The organism is Rhizobium sp. WW22 (assembly GCF_047041135.1).
In the GTDB taxonomy this organism is placed as follows: domain Bacteria; phylum Pseudomonadota; class Alphaproteobacteria; order Rhizobiales; family Rhizobiaceae; genus Rhizobium.
Window position 1 is genome coordinate 1,324,578 of sequence record NZ_CP178198.1, and the last position, 19,522, is coordinate 1,344,099.

Annotated in this window: 14 protein-coding genes and 1 pseudogene; 11 read left to right on the plus strand and 4 right to left on the minus strand. The window is 59.4% G+C overall.

Going from position 1 to position 19,522, the window contains the following annotated elements; translation table 11 throughout:
- The first annotated feature begins 63 nt into the window (after nucleotides 1–63).
- From ytfR to ACK83U_RS06700, 8 genes are all read left to right on the plus strand, one after another.
- Nucleotides 64–1,587, plus strand: coding sequence for a galactofuranose ABC transporter, ATP-binding protein YtfR (gene ytfR / locus ACK83U_RS06665; RefSeq protein WP_112610269.1), 1,524 nt, complete (start codon nucleotides 64–66; stop codon nucleotides 1,585–1,587).
- Nucleotides 1,584–2,612, plus strand: coding sequence for an ABC transporter permease (locus ACK83U_RS06670; protein WP_112338368.1), 1,029 nt, complete (start codon nucleotides 1,584–1,586; stop codon nucleotides 2,610–2,612). Before ytfR ends, ACK83U_RS06670 begins: the two co-directional genes overlap by 4 nt.
- The gene (gene yjfF / locus ACK83U_RS06675; RefSeq protein ID WP_112610271.1) at nucleotides 2,609–3,577 is read left to right on the plus strand and encodes a galactofuranose ABC transporter, permease protein YjfF; all 969 of its coding nucleotides are present in this window, start codon (nucleotides 2,609–2,611) and stop codon (nucleotides 3,575–3,577) included. Before ACK83U_RS06670 ends, yjfF begins: the two co-directional genes overlap by 4 nt.
- A 28-nt stretch (nucleotides 3,578–3,605) precedes the next feature.
- Nucleotides 3,606–4,340 (plus strand): FadR/GntR family transcriptional regulator, encoded by a 735-nt coding sequence (locus tag ACK83U_RS06680; protein WP_412474810.1) that lies wholly within the window; start codon nucleotides 3,606–3,608, stop codon nucleotides 4,338–4,340.
- 100 nt (nucleotides 4,341–4,440) lie between these two features.
- Nucleotides 4,441–5,802, plus strand: a complete 1,362-nt coding sequence (gene glmU, locus ACK83U_RS06685) for a bifunctional UDP-N-acetylglucosamine diphosphorylase/glucosamine-1-phosphate N-acetyltransferase GlmU (RefSeq protein WP_112400643.1) — start codon at nucleotides 4,441–4,443, stop codon at nucleotides 5,800–5,802.
- 114 nt (nucleotides 5,803–5,916) lie between these two features.
- On the plus strand, nucleotides 5,917–7,743 hold the full coding sequence (glmS, locus tag ACK83U_RS06690) for a glutamine--fructose-6-phosphate transaminase (isomerizing) (RefSeq protein WP_112610273.1): 1,827 nt from the start codon (nucleotides 5,917–5,919) through the stop codon (nucleotides 7,741–7,743).
- A gap of 176 nt (nucleotides 7,744–7,919) precedes the next feature.
- Nucleotides 7,920–8,612 carry a DUF502 domain-containing protein gene (locus tag ACK83U_RS06695; protein WP_112610275.1) on the plus strand — a complete coding sequence of 231 codons (693 nt, stop codon included), beginning with the start codon at nucleotides 7,920–7,922 and terminating at the stop codon, nucleotides 8,610–8,612.
- A gap of 240 nt (nucleotides 8,613–8,852) precedes the next feature.
- Entirely contained in the window at nucleotides 8,853–10,340 is a 1,488-nt protein-coding gene (locus tag ACK83U_RS06700) for an esterase-like activity of phytase family protein (RefSeq protein ID WP_412474811.1), read from the plus strand.
- A 42-nt stretch (nucleotides 10,341–10,382) separates the two neighbouring features.
- On the opposite strand, the gene recG is transcribed toward ACK83U_RS06700, so the two are convergent.
- A complete protein-coding gene (gene recG, locus ACK83U_RS06705) occupies nucleotides 10,383–12,488 on the minus strand; it encodes an ATP-dependent DNA helicase RecG (protein ID WP_112610353.1) in 2,106 nt (701 codons plus the stop codon).
- Between the two features lie 173 nt (nucleotides 12,489–12,661).
- Between recG and ACK83U_RS06710 the strand changes: the two genes are divergently transcribed.
- Nucleotides 12,662–12,976: a succinate dehydrogenase assembly factor 2 gene (locus ACK83U_RS06710; protein WP_112610277.1), complete on the plus strand. Its 315-nt coding sequence runs from the start codon at nucleotides 12,662–12,664 to the stop codon at nucleotides 12,974–12,976.
- Nucleotides 12,973–16,473 carry a transcription-repair coupling factor gene (gene mfd, locus ACK83U_RS06715; protein WP_112610279.1) on the plus strand — a complete coding sequence of 1,167 codons (3,501 nt, stop codon included), beginning with the start codon at nucleotides 12,973–12,975 and terminating at the stop codon, nucleotides 16,471–16,473. The genes ACK83U_RS06710 and mfd overlap by 4 nt, the downstream gene beginning before the upstream one ends.
- Nucleotides 16,474–16,521: 48 nt before the next feature.
- Here the strand turns inward: mfd and ubiA are convergent, their stop codons facing one another.
- Together ubiA and ACK83U_RS06725 are read right to left on the minus strand one after the other, a co-directional pair.
- Entirely contained in the window at nucleotides 16,522–17,436 is a 915-nt protein-coding gene (ubiA, locus tag ACK83U_RS06720) for a 4-hydroxybenzoate octaprenyltransferase (RefSeq protein ID WP_112610355.1), read from the minus strand.
- A 152-nt stretch (nucleotides 17,437–17,588) separates the two neighbouring features.
- Complete coding sequence (locus tag ACK83U_RS06725; RefSeq protein ID WP_112610281.1) at nucleotides 17,589–18,011, minus strand: RidA family protein; 423 nt, start codon at nucleotides 18,009–18,011, stop codon at nucleotides 17,589–17,591.
- Between the two features lie 163 nt (nucleotides 18,012–18,174).
- Between ACK83U_RS06725 and ACK83U_RS06730 the strand changes: the two are divergent.
- Nucleotides 18,175–18,761, plus strand: a pseudogene (locus tag ACK83U_RS06730) (TetR/AcrR family transcriptional regulator).
- A gap of 80 nt (nucleotides 18,762–18,841) precedes the next feature.
- Here ACK83U_RS06730 and ACK83U_RS06735 read toward each other — a convergent pair.
- Nucleotides 18,842–19,513, minus strand: coding sequence for a DsbA family oxidoreductase (locus ACK83U_RS06735; RefSeq protein ID WP_112610283.1), 672 nt, complete (start codon nucleotides 19,511–19,513; stop codon nucleotides 18,842–18,844).
- Nucleotides 19,514–19,522 lie beyond the last annotated feature (9 nt).

A 19,522-nucleotide genomic window follows, 5' to 3' on the forward strand; every position in this document is an offset into this window, starting at 1 on the left:
ACCCACGGAATGCGCCGGCTATCGCTTTCGCAATTTGATTCATTCCAAGGAAATTCGCGCTTCATGGCTCACGACGTAGAGCGACTTCTGACGGCGACAGGTTTTTGTAAATATTTCCCCGGTTCGACCGCTCTCGATCATGTCGATTTCACATTGATGCGCGGCGAGGTCCATGCGCTTCTCGGCGAGAACGGTGCCGGAAAATCGACCCTGATCAAATGCATGACCGGCGCTTATCGTCGCGATGCGGGCACTCTGGTGCTCGATGGGGCGGAGATCGATCCGCATGATACGCTTGCCGCTCAGAAGCTCGGTATTGGAACCGTCTACCAGGAAGTGAACCTGCTGCCCAATCTGAGTGTCGCGGAAAACCTGTTTCTGGGCCGCCAGCCGCGACGGTTCGGGATGGTCAGCAGCCGCGTCATGAATAAGATGGCCAGAGATCTGCTGTCACAATATGGCCTGGATATCGATGTCAGCCGCCAGCTCGATCGCTTTTCGGTCGCCATTCAGCAGGTGATCGCCATCGCCCGCGCGGTCGATCTCTCCGGCAAGGTGCTCATTCTCGATGAGCCCACTGCGAGCCTGGATACGCATGAAGTCGAGATGCTGTTCGGCATCGTCAGGCGATTGAAGCAGCGCGGGCTGGGAATTGTCTTCATCACGCATTTCCTGGAGCAAGTTTACGAAATCTGCGATCGCATCACCGTTCTCCGCAACGGCCGCCTGGTCGGCACGCGCGATGCGCACGGTCTTCCGCGGCAAACTCTAATCGCCATGATGCTCGGCCGCGAACTCGCCGAGGCTGAAGGCACTATAAAGCAGAGCGAGACGGAAAGCGGCCCGGTCAGATATCATTTCACGAACTTCGGCAAACGCGGTAAGATCAAGCCGTTCGACATGGAGGTACGCGTCGGCGAAGTTGTGGGCATTGCGGGCCTGCTTGGCTCAGGGCGGACCGAGACCGCCGAAGTGCTCTTCGGCGTCGAGCGCGCCGACAGCGGCGAGGCGAAAATCGAAGGCAAGCCCATTGCGCTTTCCAGTCCGCGCGCGGCGATCAAGAGCGGTTTCGGCTTTTGCCCGGAAGACCGCAAGACCGATGGCATCATCGGTGATCTCTCCATTCGCGAAAATATCGTCATGGCGTTACAGGCAAGGCGGGGCTGGGCAAGGCCCTTGCCGCGCAGCGAGCAAAACGCCATCGCCGATCGCTATATCAAGGCGTTGGATATCCGCACGACCGATCGGGAAAAGCCGATCAGGCTCCTTTCAGGCGGTAACCAGCAGAAGGCAATCCTTGCGCGATGGCTGGCGACCAATCCAAGCTTCCTCATCCTGGATGAGCCGACGCGCGGCATCGATGTCGGTGCTCATGCGGAAATCATCCGATTGATCGAGGATCTTTGCCGGCAGGGAATGTCCCTGGTAGTCATTTCATCCGAACTTGAGGAGCTTGTCGCCTATAGTTCGCGCGTCATCGTCCTGCGTGACCGCGAACATATTGCCGAGTTGGCCGGAAGTGAGATCACGGCCGGAAATATCGTCGAGGCCATCGCCACGGCTCAAAGGACGCGGGAGGACGCATGAGCTCGCCAATCAAAACCTCCTTGCTTCGGCTGATGCCTCAGCTCATTGCACTCGCGGTTATTCTTCTCTTGAATTTCATAATGTTCCCGCATTTCTTTCATCTAGAAGTTCAGAATGGAAGGCTCTACGGGAGCTTGGTGGACGTACTCAATCGTGGTGCGCCGGTAGCGCTGCTTGCCATTGGCATGACGCTGGTCATCGCCACGAAAGGCATCGATCTGTCCGTCGGCGCGGTCATCGCGATCTGCGGCGCGGTTGCGGCATCCTCGATCGTTGCCGGCTACTCGCTTTCCTATACGCTGCTGTTGACGATCGGCGTCGGTCTGGCATGTGGGCTCTGGAACGGTTTCCTCGTCGCCGTACTCGATATCCAGCCGATCATCGCAACGCTGGTGCTGATGGTGGCGGGCCGCGGCATTGCGCAATTGATCACTGAGGGCGCGATCCTCACCTTCAACAATGACGGACTGATTTTTCTTGGCAGCGGCTCGTTCGTTGCCCTGCCGATGCCGGTGGTGATCTGGCTTGTCGCTGCGCTTTTGGTGATCGCTTTGGTCCGGCGCACGGCTCTCGGAATGTTGGTCGAAGCCATCGGCATCAATCGCCGGGCAAGCACCTTGTCCGGTATCCGGACCCCGGTCCTGCTGATTGCGGTTTACGCATTGAGCGGCCTTTGTGCCTCCATCGCGGGTATCATCGTTACGGCCGACATTAAGGGTGCGGACGCCAATAATGCCGGTCTGTGGCTTGAACTGGATGCGATCCTTGCGGTCGTGGTTGGCGGCAATTCGCTGCTCGGCGGTCGTTTCAGCATCGTCGGTTCGCTGATCGGCGCAATGATCATTCAATCGGTCAATACAGGCATCCTGCTCTCCGGCTTTCCGCCGGAATTCAATCTGGTGATCAAGGCGATTATCGTCATCGTCATTCTGGTCATCCAGTCTCCGGCGGTTCAATCCGCCACGTCATTCTTCTGGCGTCGCCGAGACGAGGGGCAGATGGTGCAAAAGGAGCAGGCAAAGTGAATTCGAAATATCTTCCGCTGCTTGCGACGATCCTCATCTTCATTCTGGCCTATATCGCCTGCGTGACGCAGTATCCGAACATGCTGTCGACGCGGGTAGTGGGCAACCTGTTGACTGATAACGCATTTTTGGGAATTGCCGCCGTAGGCATGACCTTCGTCATCATCTCGGGCGGCATCGATCTGTCCATCGGCTCGATCATTGCCTTTACCGGTGTTTTCCTGGCTGTCATTCTGCGCGATACGGCGATCCACCCGTTGATCGCGTTCGTTCTTGTTCTTGTCATCACGACGATTTTTGGCGCCGGCATGGGCGCCATCATTCACTATCTCAGCATGCCGCCTTTCATCGTGACGCTGGCCGGCATGTTTCTGGCGCGGGGCATCGCCTTCGTGTTGTCGATCGACAGCATTCCGATCGAGCATGATTTCTACTCTCAGCTCAACGATCTTTATTGGCTGATGCCCGGCGGCGGCCGGCTGACTTTGATCGGCGGCCTCATGCTGCTCGTCTTTGCCGGCGGCATTGTGCTGGCGCAACGCACCCGCTTCGGCGCCAATGTCTATGCTCTCGGTGGCGGCGCTCAAACGGCGGTGCTGATGGGTGTGCCTGTCGGCAAGACGACAATCCAGATCTATGCCCTTTCTGGATTTCTTGCTGGCCTATCCGGAATCGTTTTTTCTATCTATACATCTGCCGGATACTCGCTTGCCACGGTCGGCGTCGAACTCGATGCGATCGCTGCCGTGGTCATAGGGGGAACACTGCTGACGGGAGGAGCAGGATTCGTCGGAGGAACACTCATCGGAATTCTCATACAGGGCTTGATTCAGACCTACATCACCTTCGATGGAACGCTTTCCAGTTGGTGGACGAAGATATTGATCGGCTTGTTGCTGTTTGCCTTTATTCTGATGCAGAAGGGACTTCTGCTGCTTTCCCGCTTAAACCGACGATATGTCTGAGGGAGGGACAGAGCTCTTGCGAAACCGAATGCTTGAGACCGGAAAATCCGAGGGAAAATCGCGCACGAGCCACGCTCAAGTGGTCGATGAGTTGGGTAAGGCGATCGTCTCGGGTGCATTTCCGATCGGAAGCATTCTTCCCGGTGACAGCGAGCTTCTGCAACGGTTCAAGGTATCCCGCACTGTCCTGCGTGAAAGCATGAAGACATTGGCGGCAAAGGGGCTGGTGGTGCCGCGTGCGCGCGTTGGGACGCGCGTGACCGAGAAGATCCATTGGAACATGTTCGATAATGAAGTGCTCAATTGGCATTTCGAGAGCGGCGTCAACAAGGAATTTCTTCTTCATCTTTACGATATACGCATGGCGTTTGAGCCTTTCGCCGCGAGTCTGGTGGCGAAAAGGGCCAGCCGAGAGAATATCGAACTGCTTCGCAATCTTGCAGCCGCCATGGCGGCGCCGCACCATACTTCCGATAGCCTCGCAGTCGCCGATTTGCATTTCCACTTGGCAATTACTGAGGCTTCGCAAAATCCGTTCATGCGATCGCTGGGTGGGCTTATCAAGGCCGCACTGGTTGGCATGTTTCGCATGAGCGCGCCGCCGTCAACCAATGGCTTCGCCAATATTGCTGATACGCATATGGCCATAGTGGACGCGATAGCGGCACGGGACGGCCTTGCTGCCTATAAGGCGATGGAATTTGTGATCATCGATGGGCGTCAGCATGTCCTCGAAGCTTTCGAGGCTCTTGCCGAGGCCTGAGGTCGTCTTGAATTTCGCCGTAGTTCATCGCTCGACTTGTTGGTATGAGGGAACTCGCTCGGCCTGTGCCGACGCCTGACCGTATATCTCGGAGCCTGAAATGGAACGCAGCTGCCTCGCCATCATCCTCGCCGCCGGCGACAGTACCCGCATGAAGTCATCGATGTCGAAGGTCCTGCATCCGATTGCCGGGCGCCCGATGATCGCCCATGTCATGGATGCGATCTCCAAGACCGGAATTTCGGCGGCGGCGCTGGTTGTCGGGCGCAATGCGGATGAAGTCAGCGCGGCAGCGTCGATCGGCGGCATCACCATCGAATCCTATCTTCAGAAGGAACGTCTCGGCACGGGCCATGCCGTGCTGGCGGCGCGCGAGGCGATTGCTCGCGGATATGACGATATTATCGTTGCCTACGGAGACGTCCCTCTGCTGACCGATGTGCCGCTTCGTGCCGCCCGCCAGGGACTGGCCGATGGTAACGACATCGTCGTCATCGGATTTCATACGGAACATCCCAACGCCTATGGCCGATTGCTGGTCAAGGATGGCGAGCTGATCGCCATTCGAGAAGCCAAGGATGCAACCGATGCCGAACTGGCGATAAAGTGGTGCAATAGCGGGCTGATGGCGATCAACGGCCGCAAGGCGCTGGATCTCCTTGATCGCATCGGCAACGACAATGCCAAGGGCGAATATTACCTCACCGATCTCGTCGAGATCGCCCGCTCGCTTGGCGGACGCGCCGTTGCCGTCGATGCGCCCGAAGTCGAGATGACTGGTTGCAACAACCGCGCCGAACTTGCCTTCATCGAGCGCCTCTGGCAGGAGCGCCGCCGGCATGAGGTAATGCTGTCGGGCGTGACCATGATAGCGCCGGAAACCGTTTTCCTCGCCTATGACACCGTGATCGGCCAGGATGCGCTGATCGAGCCGAATGTTGTCTTCGGTCCGGGCGCGGTCATCGAGGGAGGCGCAGTCATTCATGCCTTCTCGCACATCGAGGGCGCCCATGTCAGTGCGGGTGCTACGGTCGGCCCCTTTGCGAGGCTGCGCCCGGGGGCCGATCTCGCCGGTGGCGCCAAGGTCGGCAATTTCTGCGAGGTCAAGAACGGCAAGATTGGCGAGGGCGCCAAAGTCAATCATCTGACCTATATCGGTGATGCGACGATCGGAGCAGGCAGCAATATCGGCGCGGGTACGATCACTTGCAATTATGACGGCGTTAACAAGCATGAAACGCATATCGGCGCCAACGCTTTCGTCGGTTCCAATTCGTCGCTGGTTGCGCCCATCCATATCGGCGACGGCGCATATATTGCTTCCGGCAGTGTCATCACCGAGGATGTTCCGGCCGATGCGCTGGCCTTCGGCCGGGCTCGCCAGGAAGTAAAGCCGGAGCGGGCCAAGGTGATCCGCGAGCGAGCCCTTGCCATCAAGGCAGCGAAAAAGGGCGGCCACTAAACTCTCGCGCGTTGACGTAACGGTCGGAAATCGAAAGTGACCGTTGTGGCAATTGAGAAAATTGCAGGAATGATTAGGACTTGCCTTCATATCTGAGGCCAGACGGAGAGCTGTATGTGCGGTATTGTTGGGATCGTCGGAACGAAGCCTGTGGCGGAGCGTTTGGTGGACGCGCTGCGGCGGCTCGAGTACCGCGGCTATGATTCGGCTGGAGTCGCGACGATCCATGACGGCGTGATGGATCGCCGCCGCGCGGAAGGAAAGCTCTTCAATCTGGAGAAGCGGCTGGAGACGGATCCTCTGCCTGGCACGACGGGCATCGCACACACGCGCTGGGCAACCCACGGTGTTCCGAATGAAACCAATGCCCACCCGCATTTCGTGGAAGGCGTTGCCGTCGTCCATAACGGCATCATCGAAAACTTCTCCGAGCTGCGCGAACAGCTGAAGGCCGAAGGGCAGGAATTTGCCTCGCAGACGGATACGGAAGTCGTCGCCCATCTTCTGGCCAAATATGTCCGCGAGGGCTTGGACGCACGTACAGCCATGCTGAAAATGCTGAACCGCGTGACCGGCGCTTACGCATTGGCCGTTATGTTCCAGAATGATCCTGACACGTTGATGGCGGCGCGTTCTGGCCCGCCGCTTGCCGTGGGTTACGGCAAGGGCGAGATGTTCCTCGGTTCGGATGCAATCGCCCTTGCGCCCTTCACCAATGAGATCAGCTATCTCGTCGACGGCGACTGCGCGATCGTCACCCATGCCGGCGCAACCATTCTCGATTTCAACGGCAATGAAGTGACTAGGCCGCGGCAGATTTCGCAGGCAACCGCCTATGTGGTCGACAAGGGCAATCATCGCCACTTCATGGAAAAGGAAATCTACGAACAGCCGGAGGTCATCTCCCATGCGCTGAGCCATTACGTCGATTTCGCCAGCCATCGTGTGCGCCCGGATGTCTCGGCCATCGATTTCGGCGGGGTTTCCGGCCTTGCGATATCAGCCTGCGGCACCGCCTATCTCGCCGGCCTGGTGGGTAAATATTGGTTCGAGCGCTACGCGCGGTTGCCGGTCGAAATCGATGTTGCCTCCGAGTTCCGCTATCGCGAAATGCCGTTGTTGCCGTCGCAGGCGGCCCTGTTCATTTCTCAATCCGGCGAAACCGCGGATACCTTGGCTTCGCTCCGCTACTGTCGGGACAACGGCTTGAAGATCGGTGCCGTGGTCAACGTCAGGGAATCGACCATCGCGCGCGAATCCGATGCCGTGTTTCCGATCCTGGCCGGCCCGGAAATCGGTGTCGCCTCGACGAAGGCTTTCACCTGCCAGCTTGCCGTTCTTGCCTCGCTGGCGATTGGAGCCGGCGTCGCTCGAGGTAACATCAGCGCCGAAAATGAACAGGAAATGGTGCGCCATCTCGTCGAGATGCCGCGTATCATGGCGAATGTCCTGAACATCATCCAGCCGCAGATGGAAAGCCTGTCGCGCGAGATCTCGAAGTTCAAGGATGTGCTCTATCTCGGCCGCGGCACCAGCTTCCCGCTTGCCATGGAAGGCGCGCTGAAGCTCAAGGAGATTTCCTACATCCACGCGGAGGGTTATGCGGCCGGTGAATTGAAGCATGGACCGATTGCGCTGATCGACGAAAACATGCCCGTTATCGTCATCGCCCCGCATGACCGCTTCTTCGACAAGACCGTTTCCAACATGCAGGAAGTCGCGGCTCGCGGCGGCCGAATCATCTTCATCACGGATGAAATTGGCGCTGCCGCATCGACATTGCCGACCATGGCGACGATCACCTTGCCCGTCGTGGACGAGATCATAGCCCCGATCATATTCTCGCTGCCGATTCAATTGCTTGCCTATCATACGGCCGTGTTCATGGGCACGGATGTCGATCAGCCGCGCAATCTCGCCAAATCGGTCACCGTGGAATAGGATTCCTTCCGCCGCGCATTTGCCGTCACGTCCTCGTGAGTCGATCGCTTGTTGGGCTCACAGATGTGGCTAGCGGGTTGTATGCCGCGCTAATTTCTGGCACGATTCGCCCACGGAGATGGTGGGGAGGGTTTGCCGGGAAGCGGTAGCGACGGGACGGAGTTTTCGAGCGGCGAATGACTGAAAAACTCATCAAAATGTCCGTGACGACGCGGATCAGAAACAATTTCCTGGCCGGCCTGATTATCTGTGCCCCGATCGCCATTACCCTATGGCTGACCTGGTCCGTCGTCCATTGGGCCGATAGCTGGGTTCGCCCCTATATTCCCGCGCGCTACGATCCCGAAAGCTATCTGAACTTCGCCGTTCCCGGTACCGGCCTGGTGATCGCGATGATCTTCATCACGATCGTCGGCTTTCTGGCCAAGAACCTGATCGGTCAGAGCATCGTCCGCTTCGGCGAGTCGATCGTCAATCGCGTGCCGCTGGTGCGAACCATCTATAAGAGCGTCAAGCAGATCTTCGAGACTGTGCTCAAAGAGCAGGGCAGTTCGTTCAAGAAGGTAGGGCTGATCGAGTATCCGAGCCCCGGCCTCTGGTCCATGGTTTTCATATCGACCGATGCCAAAGGCGAGATCGCTTCGAAATTCAATGCCATGGGTCAGGACATGGTGGCGGTGTTCCTGCCACCGACGCCCGTGCCGACGGCCGGATTTCTGGTTTTCGTTCCGCGCGAAAAGATCACGGTGCTCGATATGAGCCCTGAAGATGGCGCCAAGCTGCTGATTTCGGGCGGCCTTGTGGCGCCGGAATACGAGAAGCTGGTCGCAGCCAAGGAATTGCGGCAGCGGGTTCCCGTGGCTCCTTAACCTCAATTGCTCATCTTCTAATAGTTGGATCAATGCCTTCGCGTTCTGCGCGAATTGTCATGCCTCTATCATATTGACGCCTTAGATCGTCAGTCGGGGCAGATAATCGCACGTATCTCAGCATCGTATGTTCGGGGCACAGGCACCGAGCTGCGGTTCTCCAACGCGGTCCGAAATGGCCGGAGATGGATGTCGTTGCCTTCATAAAGTTTTGATCAGGAGGATATGGTTTTGAGATATATGCGTTCGAAGAGCTTGCCGCTGCTGTCGGCAGCGTTTGCCACATTTGTTTTCACGGCTCCAATGCTGGCGCTGGCGGATAATTCCGTGACGATTGACGGTGTTAAGCTGGTCAATAAAGGCCGCGTCGCGATCGGCCGCATTCCGGCCAATCAGCGCGATAAGTTCGGTGAGACTTTCGGCTCCGGTTCAGGCATGTCGATCGACACCAAGAGCTGGACCCGCAACGCCGACGGCACTTACAAGGGCTCGCTGTGGCTGCTGCCGGACCGCGGTTACAATGTCGCCGGCACCACCGATTACCGTGCGCGTCTCAACACCATCGATATCAAACTGACGCCGGTTGCCTCCGGTGCAAAGCCTCCAGCCGGTAAGGAACAGGCGGGCGTCGAAGCCAAGCTCGCGGATACGCTGCTGTTGAAGGATAATAAGGGCAACGAAACCACCGGTCTTGACCCAGCCAACGGCGTTCGCCAGGCGGAAGGCGGCTTGCCGCTTTTGCCACAGGCACCAAACGGTAAGATTTCGCTCGATAACGAAGCCATTGCCCGGCTGCCCGATGGTTCGATGTTCATCAGTGATGAGTACGGTCCCTATATCTACCGCTTCTCGGCGGATGGGCTGATGATCTCGGCCACGGCACCACCGGGCGCGTTTCTGCCGATGCGCCACGGCGCCGTGAATTTTTCCTCGAACAATCCCGGCCCGGGCGAAACCGCTCCCGATCCGAAAGATCCGACCAGCGGGCGCCAGAACAACCAAGGCTTCGAGGGCATGTCCCTGACCCCGGACGGTAAGTTCCTGATCGTCGTGCTCCAGTCCGCGACTCGCCAGGATGGCGGCGATTCCAGCTCCACGCGCCAGAATACCCGCGCGCTTGTCTATGATGCCGCCGACCCTGCAAATCTGAAGCTGGTGCACGAATATGTCGTGCCTCTGCCGGTCTTCACCAATGACAAGGGCAAGACGGCCGTTGCCGCCCAAAGCGAAATCGTGGCGCTCTCACCGACAAGCTTCCTGATGCTCGCGCGCGATAGCAACAATGGCTACGGCCAGAAGGGCGACAAGTCGCTCTATCGCAGCGTTGTGGCTGTCGATGTTTCCGCTGCCACCGATATTGCCGGCGGCAAGTTCGACGGCGACACAGCTGTCGCGCCGAAGGGCGTTCTTGATCCTTCAGTCAAGCCGGCGGCAGTCAGCAATTTCATCGATATCAACGACAGCGCCGATCTAGCGCGCTTTGGTCTGCATAACGGCGCGCCGAACGACAGAAACAACCTCTCGGAAAAGTGGGAGGCCATGTCGCTCGTCAGCGTTCAGGATCCGAAGCTGCCTGACGATTACTTCCTGTTCGTCGCCAATGACAACGACTTCATCACCCAGGATGGTTTCCAGGTCGGCGCTGCCTACAAGGATGATAGTGGCGCGGATGTCGATACCATGTTCCAGGTATTCCAGGTCACCATTCCCGGTCTCGCCGCAAAGTGATCTGATGAAACGCGGATGGACGCGGCTAACGCGTCCATCCGCCTACCCCGCTCGCAGGAAGCGGATCGCCTCGTCGCGGCGGAAGAGATAGAGCAGGGTGCGTACCGCACTGCCACGCTCACTGGTCAGTTCCGGATCGCGCTCGATGAGATAGGCGGCATCCTTGCGGGCGATTTCCAGGAGATCGGCATGAGCCTCGAGGCTGGCGATGCGGAAGCCTGGCGTGCCGGACTGGCGTGTCCCAAGAAGCTCACCTTCGCCGCGCAGCTTCAAGTCCTCCTCGGCAATACGGAAGCCGTCTTCTGTCTCACGCATGATCGACAGCCGGGCATGCCCGGTTTCGCCGAGCGGCCCTTTGTAGAGAAGGATGCAGGTCGAGGCCTCGTCGCCACGTCCGACGCGGCCGCGCAACTGATGAAGCTGTGCCAGGCCGAAACGTTCAGCATGTTCGATGACCATGATCGTCGCGTCCGGCACGTCGACGCCCACCTCGACGACCGTCGTGGCCACCAGCAGGCGGATCTCGCCGTTCTTGAACGCCATCATCACAGCGTCTTTCTCCGGGCCGCTCATCCGGCCATGGATGAGACCGATGCCTGGGCCGAGCGCCTTGGTCAGTGTCTCATGCCGCTCCTCCACCGACATTAAATCGGATTCTTCGGATTCCTCCACAAGTGGGCATATCCAATAGGCTTTTTTACCTTCCGCTAGCGCACTCCTTAGGCGCGCGACGATGTCGCCGGTTCGTTCATTCGGAATGGTGATCGTCTGGATCGGCTTGCGGCCCGCGGGCTTCTCGGTGAGCTTCGAAACGTCCATGTCGCCGAATGCGGCCAGCACCAGCGTTCGCGGTATCGGCGTTGCGGTCATAACGAGCATGTGGGGCGAAATGCCCTTCGCAGTTAGCCGCAGGCGCTGATGCACGCCGAAACGATGCTGCTCGTCGACGACAGCCAGCATCAGATTGGCATAGGCGACGCTATCCTGAAACAACGCATGCGTGCCGATGATGATCTGCGCTTCGCCGGAGGCAATGCGCTCCAAGATCGCATCCCGCTCGCGACCCTTCGTGCGGCCTGTGAGAACTTCGACGGAAAGATTTGCACTTGCTGCGAATTTTGAAATTGTCGCGTAATGCTGGCGGGCGAGAATTTCGGTCGGTGCCATCAGCACGGCTTGGCCGCCGCTTTCGATCACGGCGGCGATCGCCATCAGCGCCACCAGCGTCTTGCCCGCGCCGACGTCGCCCTGCAGCAGCCGCAGCATGCGCTCGGTGCCCGCCATATCCTTGAGAATATCGGCAACCGCATCGCGCTGGCTATTCGTCATCGAGAAGGGTAGGGATTCCAGTATCTTGCCGCTGATTTCTCCAGTTGCATGTACGGGTTGACCGGCAACCTTGCGCAACCTCTGGCGCACCAGCGAGAGTGACAATTGCCCCGCCAGGAATTCGTCATAGGCCAGTCGGCGCCGCGCTGGTGCCTGCGGATCGATATCGGCCGCATCCCTGGGCGCATGCAGCATGTGGAAGGCATCGGCGATCGAGGGAAAACCCTGCTTCTGCGTCAGAGCAATATCATCCCACTCGGGCAGCTGCGGAATGCGCGGCAATGCTGCCTCTATCGTCTTGCGCAGGAACTTCGGCGTAAGCCCGGCGGTTAGCGGATAGACCGGCTCGACGAGCGGCAGGTTTTCCGCCTCGCTCTCGCGCATGATATAATCCGGATGCACCATGGACGGGCGGCCGTTGAACCAGTCGACCTTGCCACTGACGGTAACGGTTTCATCGATCGGCAGCTGCTTTTCGAGCCACTGTGCCTTGCCACGAAAAAAGACTAGCGCAAGTTCGCCTGTCTCATCGTGCAGATAGACACGATAAGGCACATTGCTGCGCGGGTTGGGCGGCGGCTGATGTCGGTCAACACGACCGGTTATGGTAACAATGGCGCCCTGCGGTGCTCTCGCGATAACAGGCTGCTCGCGCCGGTCGATGATCGAATGCGGCGCGTGGAAAATAAGGTCGATGACGCGGCAATCGTCGATCGTCTCGCGATCGAGCAGCTTCACCAGCAGCTCGGATACCTTCGGCCCGACGCCTGATAGCGAAGAAATGGAGGCAAATAGCGGGTCGAGGATAGCGGGACGCATGGCCGGCAAAATGCGACGGGCAGGACGCATTTGGCAAGGGGCAGCGGGAAACTCGGCGCCGTTGAGCCTAACACTCCCCGGAAAATTGCATCGCGGGTGCTTTTTTCTGAAAAACCGGTTCCCACCTTTGAGCGCTGGTTTTATAGAGACGCATCAACATAAAGGTGTTTTTGATGACTGGGCTGACCCTCAGCAGTGCCGATCTCGATCCTCGCCGTCGGCGCATCCTTTTCCGTTGCTGGCATCGCGGCATCCGCGAGATGGATCTCGTCTTCGGCCAATTTGCCGACAACGAGCTGCCGGGCCTCGCTGAAGCCGATCTCGATGAGCTCGAGCGCATCATGGCCGAAGAGGACAACGATCTCCTGAAGTGGATCCTCGGCAGCCAGCCGACGCCGCAGCATCTGCGCACACCGCTCTTTGAGCGCCTGGCATCCTACAAGCCCGATTTCGAAGAGATCGCCGAAAGGTTCGGATTAACGAGATGATCCCCGGTTTCGATGCGAAGAAGCTGCTCGCCGCCAGCGAGCCGACAACGATCGGTCATGTTCCGGCCGGTCTTGAGCCGTTCCTGATTGCCGAAATGGCAAAGGCCGGCCAGCCAGTTGCCTATGTCATGTCCGACGGGCAGCACATGGCCGATGTCGAACAGATGCTCGGCTTCATCGCGCCTGAAATTCCGGTACTCACCCTGCCGGCCTGGGATTGCCTTCCTTACGACCGTGTCTCCCCGAGCTCCGACACCTCGGCCCGGCGCTTGGCGGCTTTGTCCGGCCTGATCGCGCATCATCACAAGCCGCATGCAGCCATTGTGCTGGTGACCGTCAACGCCATGCTGCAGAAAGTCGCCCCGCAGGATATCATCGAAAGCCTGGCGTTCTCGGCACGTCCGGGGAACCAGGTCCGGATGGACGATATTGCGGCTCGTCTCGAGCGCAACGGCTTCGAGCGCGTGGCAACCGTGCGTGAGGTCGGCGAATATGCCGTGCGCGGCGGCATTCTTGACGTCTTCGTTCCGGGCACGGAAGAGCCGGTGCGCCTGGACTTCTTCGGCGATACGCTGGAGAGCATCCGCAGCTTCGATCCGGCCAGCCAGCGCACGACAGGGCAGGTGCGTTCGCTCGATCTCAATCCGATGAGCGAAGTGACGTTGACGCCGGATACGATCAGCCGCTTCCGCAAGAACTATCTCTCCGCCTTCGGCGCCGCCACGCGCGATGACGCTCTCTATCTCGCCGTGTCCGAAGGTCGGCGATACGCCGGCATGGAACATTGGCTGCCGCTGTTCTACGAGAAGCTCGAGACGGTCTTCGATTACCTTAAAGGCTTCCGCTTGGTCACGGATCACACCGTGCGCGAGGCGGCCGAGGAGCGCTCCAAGCTCGTCTTCGACTATTACGACGCCCGCCTTCAATCCGGCCAGCAGGCCAAGGGGCAGATGGCACAGGGCACGCCCTATAAGCCAGTAACGCCCGGCCAGCTCTATCTCGATGGCAAGGCTTTCGGCAATGCGCTCGATGCCTTCGACGCTATCCGTATTTCGCCCTTCAACGAGCATGAGGGCGAGGCGCGTCGCGTCATCGAGCTAGATGCCCGCCAGGGGCCACGTTGGGCGCGGTCAGCGACCGACACAACCGATAGCGAGCGCGTCAACGTCTTCGATGCGGTCGTCAAGCATATCGCCGACAAGCGGGCTGCGGGCGGCAAAGTGCTTATTTCTGCTTGGACCGAAGGCTCGCTCGATCGCCTCCTGCAGGTGCTATCCGAACACGGGCTGGCGCGCGTCAAGACGATCGAGGCCTTCAAGGACCTCGGCGGCCTGGCGAAGGGTGAGGCGGCCGCGGCCGTGCTCAGCCTCGAAGCCGGTTTCGAAGCCGGCGATCTGATCGTTATCGGCGAGCAGGATATTCTCGGCGACCGCATGGTGCGCCGTTCCAAGAGGCGCAAGCGCGCCGCCGATTTCATCTCGGAAGTAGCAGGCCTGGATGAAGGCTCGATCGTCGTTCATGCCGAGCACGGTATCGGCCGTTTCGTTGGCCTCAGGACCATCGAGGCAGCCGGCGCACCGCACGCCTGCCTCGAGCTGCAATATGCCGACGATGCCAAGCTGTTTCTGCCGGTCGAAAACATCGATCTACTCTCGCGCTATGGCGGCGAGGGCACCGAGGCGCAGCTGGATAAGCTCGGCGGCGGCGCCTGGCAGATGCGCAAGGCCAAGCTCAAGAAGCGCCTGCTGGATATGGCCGGCGCCTTGATCCGCGTCGCGGCCGAACGCCTGACGCGGCATGCGCCTGTACTCAGCGCGCCGGACGGGCTGTATGACGAATTTGCCGCGCGCTTCCCGTATGACGAGACCGACGACCAGATGAACGCCATCGAGGCGGTGCGTGAGGATCTCGGCGCCGGCCGGCCGATGGACCGTCTCGTCTGCGGCGACGTCGGTTTCGGCAAGACGGAAGTGGCGCTGCGCGCGGCCTTCGTCGCTGCCATGAATGGCGTGCAGGTCGCCGTTGTCGTGCCGACGACGCTGCTTTCGCGCCAGCATTTCAAGACCTTCTCCGAGCGCTTCCGTGGGCTGCCGATCCGCATACAGCAGGCATCTCGCCTGGTCGGTTCCAAGGAACTGGCGCTCACCAAGAAGGAAGTGGCCGATGGCAAGACCGATATCGTTGTCGGCACCCACGCGCTCCTCGGCGCCGGCATCCAGTTCGCCAATCTCGGTCTGCTCATCATCGACGAGGAGCAGCATTTCGGCGTCAAGCACAAGGAACGCCTGAAGGAGCTGAAGAGCGACGTGCATGTGCTGACGCTGTCGGCGACGCCGATCCCGCGCACCTTGCAGCTCGCGATGACCGGGGTGCGTGAACTGTCGCTCATCACCACGCCGCCGGTCGACCGCATGGCGGTGCGCACCTTCATCTCGCCCTTCGATTCGCTGGTCATCCGCGAAACGCTGATGCGTGAGCATTATCGTGGCGGCCAGAGCTTCTATGTCTGTCCGCGCCTCGCCGATCTCGCCGATATCCATGCCTTCCTGCAATCGGATGTGCCGGAGCTGAAGGTGGCGGTCGCCCATGGCCAGATGCCCGCCGGTGAGCTGGAAGACATCATGAATGCCTTCTACGAGGGGCGTTATGACGTGCTGCTATCGACGACCATCGTCGAATCCGGTCTCGACGTGCCGACGGCCAACACGCTGATTGTCCACCGCGCGGACATGTTTGGCCTTGCCCAGCTCTATCAGCTCCGCGGCCGTGTCGGCCGCTCCAAGGTCCGGGCCTTCGCGCTGTTTACCCTGCCGGTCAACAAGGTTCTGACGACTACGGCGGAGCGCAGACTGAAGGTGCTGCAGTCGCTGGATACGCTCGGCGCCGGCTTCCAGCTGGCGAGCCACGATCTCGATATTCGCGGCGCCGGCAATCTGCTCGGCGAAGAACAATCAGGCCATATCAAGGAAGTTGGCTTCGAGCTCTACCAGCAGATGCTCGAGGAGGCCGTCGCCGAGGTCAAGGGCGTCGACGAAATCCAGGATACCGGCTGGTCGCCGCAGATCTCCGTCGGCACGTCTGTCATGATCCCGGATGACTACGTACCCGATCTGCATCTGCGCATGGCGCTCTATCGCCGCCTCGGCGAGATCACGGAGCTGAAGGAGATCGACGGGTTCGGCGCCGAAATGATCGACCGTTTCGGTCCCTTGCCGATGGAGGTGCAGCACCTCCTCAAGGTCGTCTACATCAAGTCGCTGTGCCGCATCGCCAACGTCGAGAAGCTGGATGCCGGTCCGAAGGGTGTCGTAGTACAGTTCCGCAACAAGGAATTCCCGAACCCCGCCAATCTCGTTGGCTACATCGCCAAGCAGGGCACCATGGCCAAGATCCGCACCGACCACAGCGTCTTCCTGACCCGCGACCTGCCGACGCCGGAGAAGCGGCTGCAGGGAGCGGCAGTTGTCATGACGCAGCTGGCGGAGCTGGCGAAATAGGAGGTGGGCTCTGAGCCGAAAATCCGCATCTCTTCCTTTGGGCGCGGCTTATAGAGTTCCAGCAAAGGCCGCTGCGGCCAGCAACATACCCGTTAGAATATTCGCTAGAAACAGCCGGTAGCTGATCTCTGGGCGTGAAAGATCGAGGCGCCAAGTCTGCCAGCCGAGATGGGCGGCGATGACAAGCATTCCTGTCGCATAAGGCAATGACATGCCCGTCAACCATCCACCGGCGGACCATGCCGCGATGGCAATGGTATAGAACAGGCCGATACATGCCCTGCCGCGGTCGCCGAACAGGATGGCGGTCGACTTCAAGCCCAGCCGCGTATCGTCGCGAACATCGACATAGGCATAAACGGTATCGTATCCGATCTGCCAGGCGATGGCTCCAAGCCACATCAGAACCGCACCGACGGGGATCGCGCCTGTGACTTCCGACCAGGCCATCAGCATTCCCCAATTGAATGCTGCGCCAAGCACGGACTGGGGCCAGTATGTGAAACGCTTGCAGAGCGGATAAACAAAGACGAGGGGCAGGACACTGATCGCGACGAGGCGCGTAAAGGGCGTCAGAAGGAATAGAAGCGAGGCGGCCAGCGCCAGTTCCGCCGCAAGAAACAGCACGGCCTGCCGCACGCCGATTTGACCGCTTGCCAAGGGGCGGAAGCGGGTTCGCTCGACATGGCCGTCGAATTTCCGATCTGCGATGTCGTTGACCGTCGAGCCTGCGCTTCTCATCAGCAATGCGCCCAGCGAGAAGATGGCCAGCTGTCTGATATCTGGAAAACCATATGAGGCTTGAATGAGCGCTGCCCAGCAGGGAAAAAGCGTGAGCCAAATGCCGACCGGCCGGTCCAGCCGCGCAAGTCGCGTGTACGGTCTCAACGCCGCAGGCAAACGGCGATCCACCCAGTCTCCCAGTGTTATATCGCTCAGATCGGGGCGGGTGGAAACGTTCATCATCGAAATCCGCAGTTTCATCGACGAAGAAAAGTAGCGACTTCCGCACATCTCGCAACGGCTGGAAGCGCGGCTGCACAAATTTAGCTTTGACGGCCACGCCCAGCCCGCGACGGTCATTTTCCGCCGCGAGCTGAAATCTGACCATACCCTCAAGCCGCTTGTGGCTCGCGCATCTCCGCGGCATCCGGAATGCGCGCGATGACCTTGATTTCGAAATCGAAGCCCGCCAGCCAATTGACGCCGATCGCCGTCCAGTTCGGGTAGGGTTTTTCGGTGAATATCCGGTTCTTGACGGTCATGATCGCACCGAACTGCCGCTCCGGGTCTGTGTGGAACGACGTGACATCGATGATGTCATCGAAGGTGCAGCCTGCCGCTTCCAAAGTTGCTCTCAGATTGTCGAAGGCGAGCTGGACCTGCTTTTCGAAATCCGGCTCTGGGCTTCCATCCGCGCGGCTGCCGACCTGGCCGGAGACGAAGAGCAGATCGCCGGAGCGGATTGCGGCGGAATAGCCGTGCTCCTCATAAAGCGCATGCCTGTTCTTCGGGAAGATTGCGTTACGTGTCGTCATAATGTTTGGCTTTCGTTGATGTGAAAAGATCGGAAGAAAGCAAGCTCGCGCGAGACTTCCAAACTGCCGCTTCGTTTGATATACGATATGTATGTGAAATATTCATATGCGCGACGTATGTCAATATTTCAAATACGAAACGTATGTGAAATTTGAGAGTGATATGGCAAAGCGCCTGGAAACCATGGAAGAAAATCGGAGCAAGCTGATTGCCGCTGCGCGGAAAGCCTTCGCGGAGAAAGGATTTGCAGCGGCCTCAATGGATGAGTTGACGGCAGACGTCGGCCTGACGAGAGGCGCCCTCTATCATAATTTCGGCGACAAGCGCGGATTGCTCGCCGCCGTCGTCGATCAGATCGACAACGAACTGGCGCTACGGGCGAAGGAGATCGGCGCGCAGGCGGATGGGGACTGGCAAGGTCTGCTTGCGGAAGGCGAAGCCTACATCAAGATGGCTCTCGATCCGGAGGTCCAGCGCATCGTCTTGCTCGACGGTCCGGCCGTTCTGGGCGACCCCTCGAAATGGCCCAGCAGAACAGCTGTCTCGCCGGCACCCGGCAGACGGTCTCAAAACTTCTGGAACAAGAAATGGTCAAGCCGGTCGATCCCGAGGCGGCTGCCCGGCTCATTTCCGGTGCGGCGCTGAATGCTGCCCTCTGGGTTGCTGCCAGCGATAATCCGGCGGAAGTGCTGCCCAAGGCGATAGAAGCCTTCCGGGCGATGGCTTCGGGATTACTGGCAAAAACCTGATGCCGGTATGACGCGGCTACTTCCGCGAATCGCAGATCGCGGAAGCTCTTGCAGCTATGATCGAAAAAGCGGAATCCCGCTTAGTTCATCCCCGCCCGTGCTTCCGCTTTCATCTTGGCGATGTCGCGCAAGGCCTCGGCGAGCACATCCGGCGTCTGCGCGCCGCTGACGGCATATTGCTGGTCGAAGATGAAGAAGGGAACGCCGTTGACGCCGATCTTCTGGGCGGCGTCGATCTCGCCGATGATGAGATCGCGGTCCGCATCGGAGGCTAGCAGCGTTGATATGACCGAGCGGTCGAGCCCGGCCTTTTCGGCAATATCGAGCAGTACGGCATGATCGCCGACATTGAGGCCCTCTTCGAAATTGGCCTTGAAGAGCGCATCGACCACCTTGTCCTGCTTTTCGCGGCTTTCGGTGACGGACCAGTGGATGAGGCGATGGGCATCGAGCGTGTTCGGGCCGATCTTGATGGCGTCAAAATCGAACTTGATTCCCACTTCGCGGCCGAGCTCGGTTAACATCTTGTGCCCCTCGGCGACACGCTCGGCGCCGCCAAGCTTTTGCTCCAGCGCCTTTTTCTGGTCGACGCCTTCGGGCGGATAGTCGGGATTGAGCCGATAGGGTCGCCAGTTGAGGTCGACGCCTACTTCGTCCTGCACCTCGGCAATGGCGAGCTCCAGGCGGGCCTTGCCGAGATAGCACCATGGGCAGACGACATCCGAGACGATGTCGATCGTGATGCGTTCCATGGTTTTATC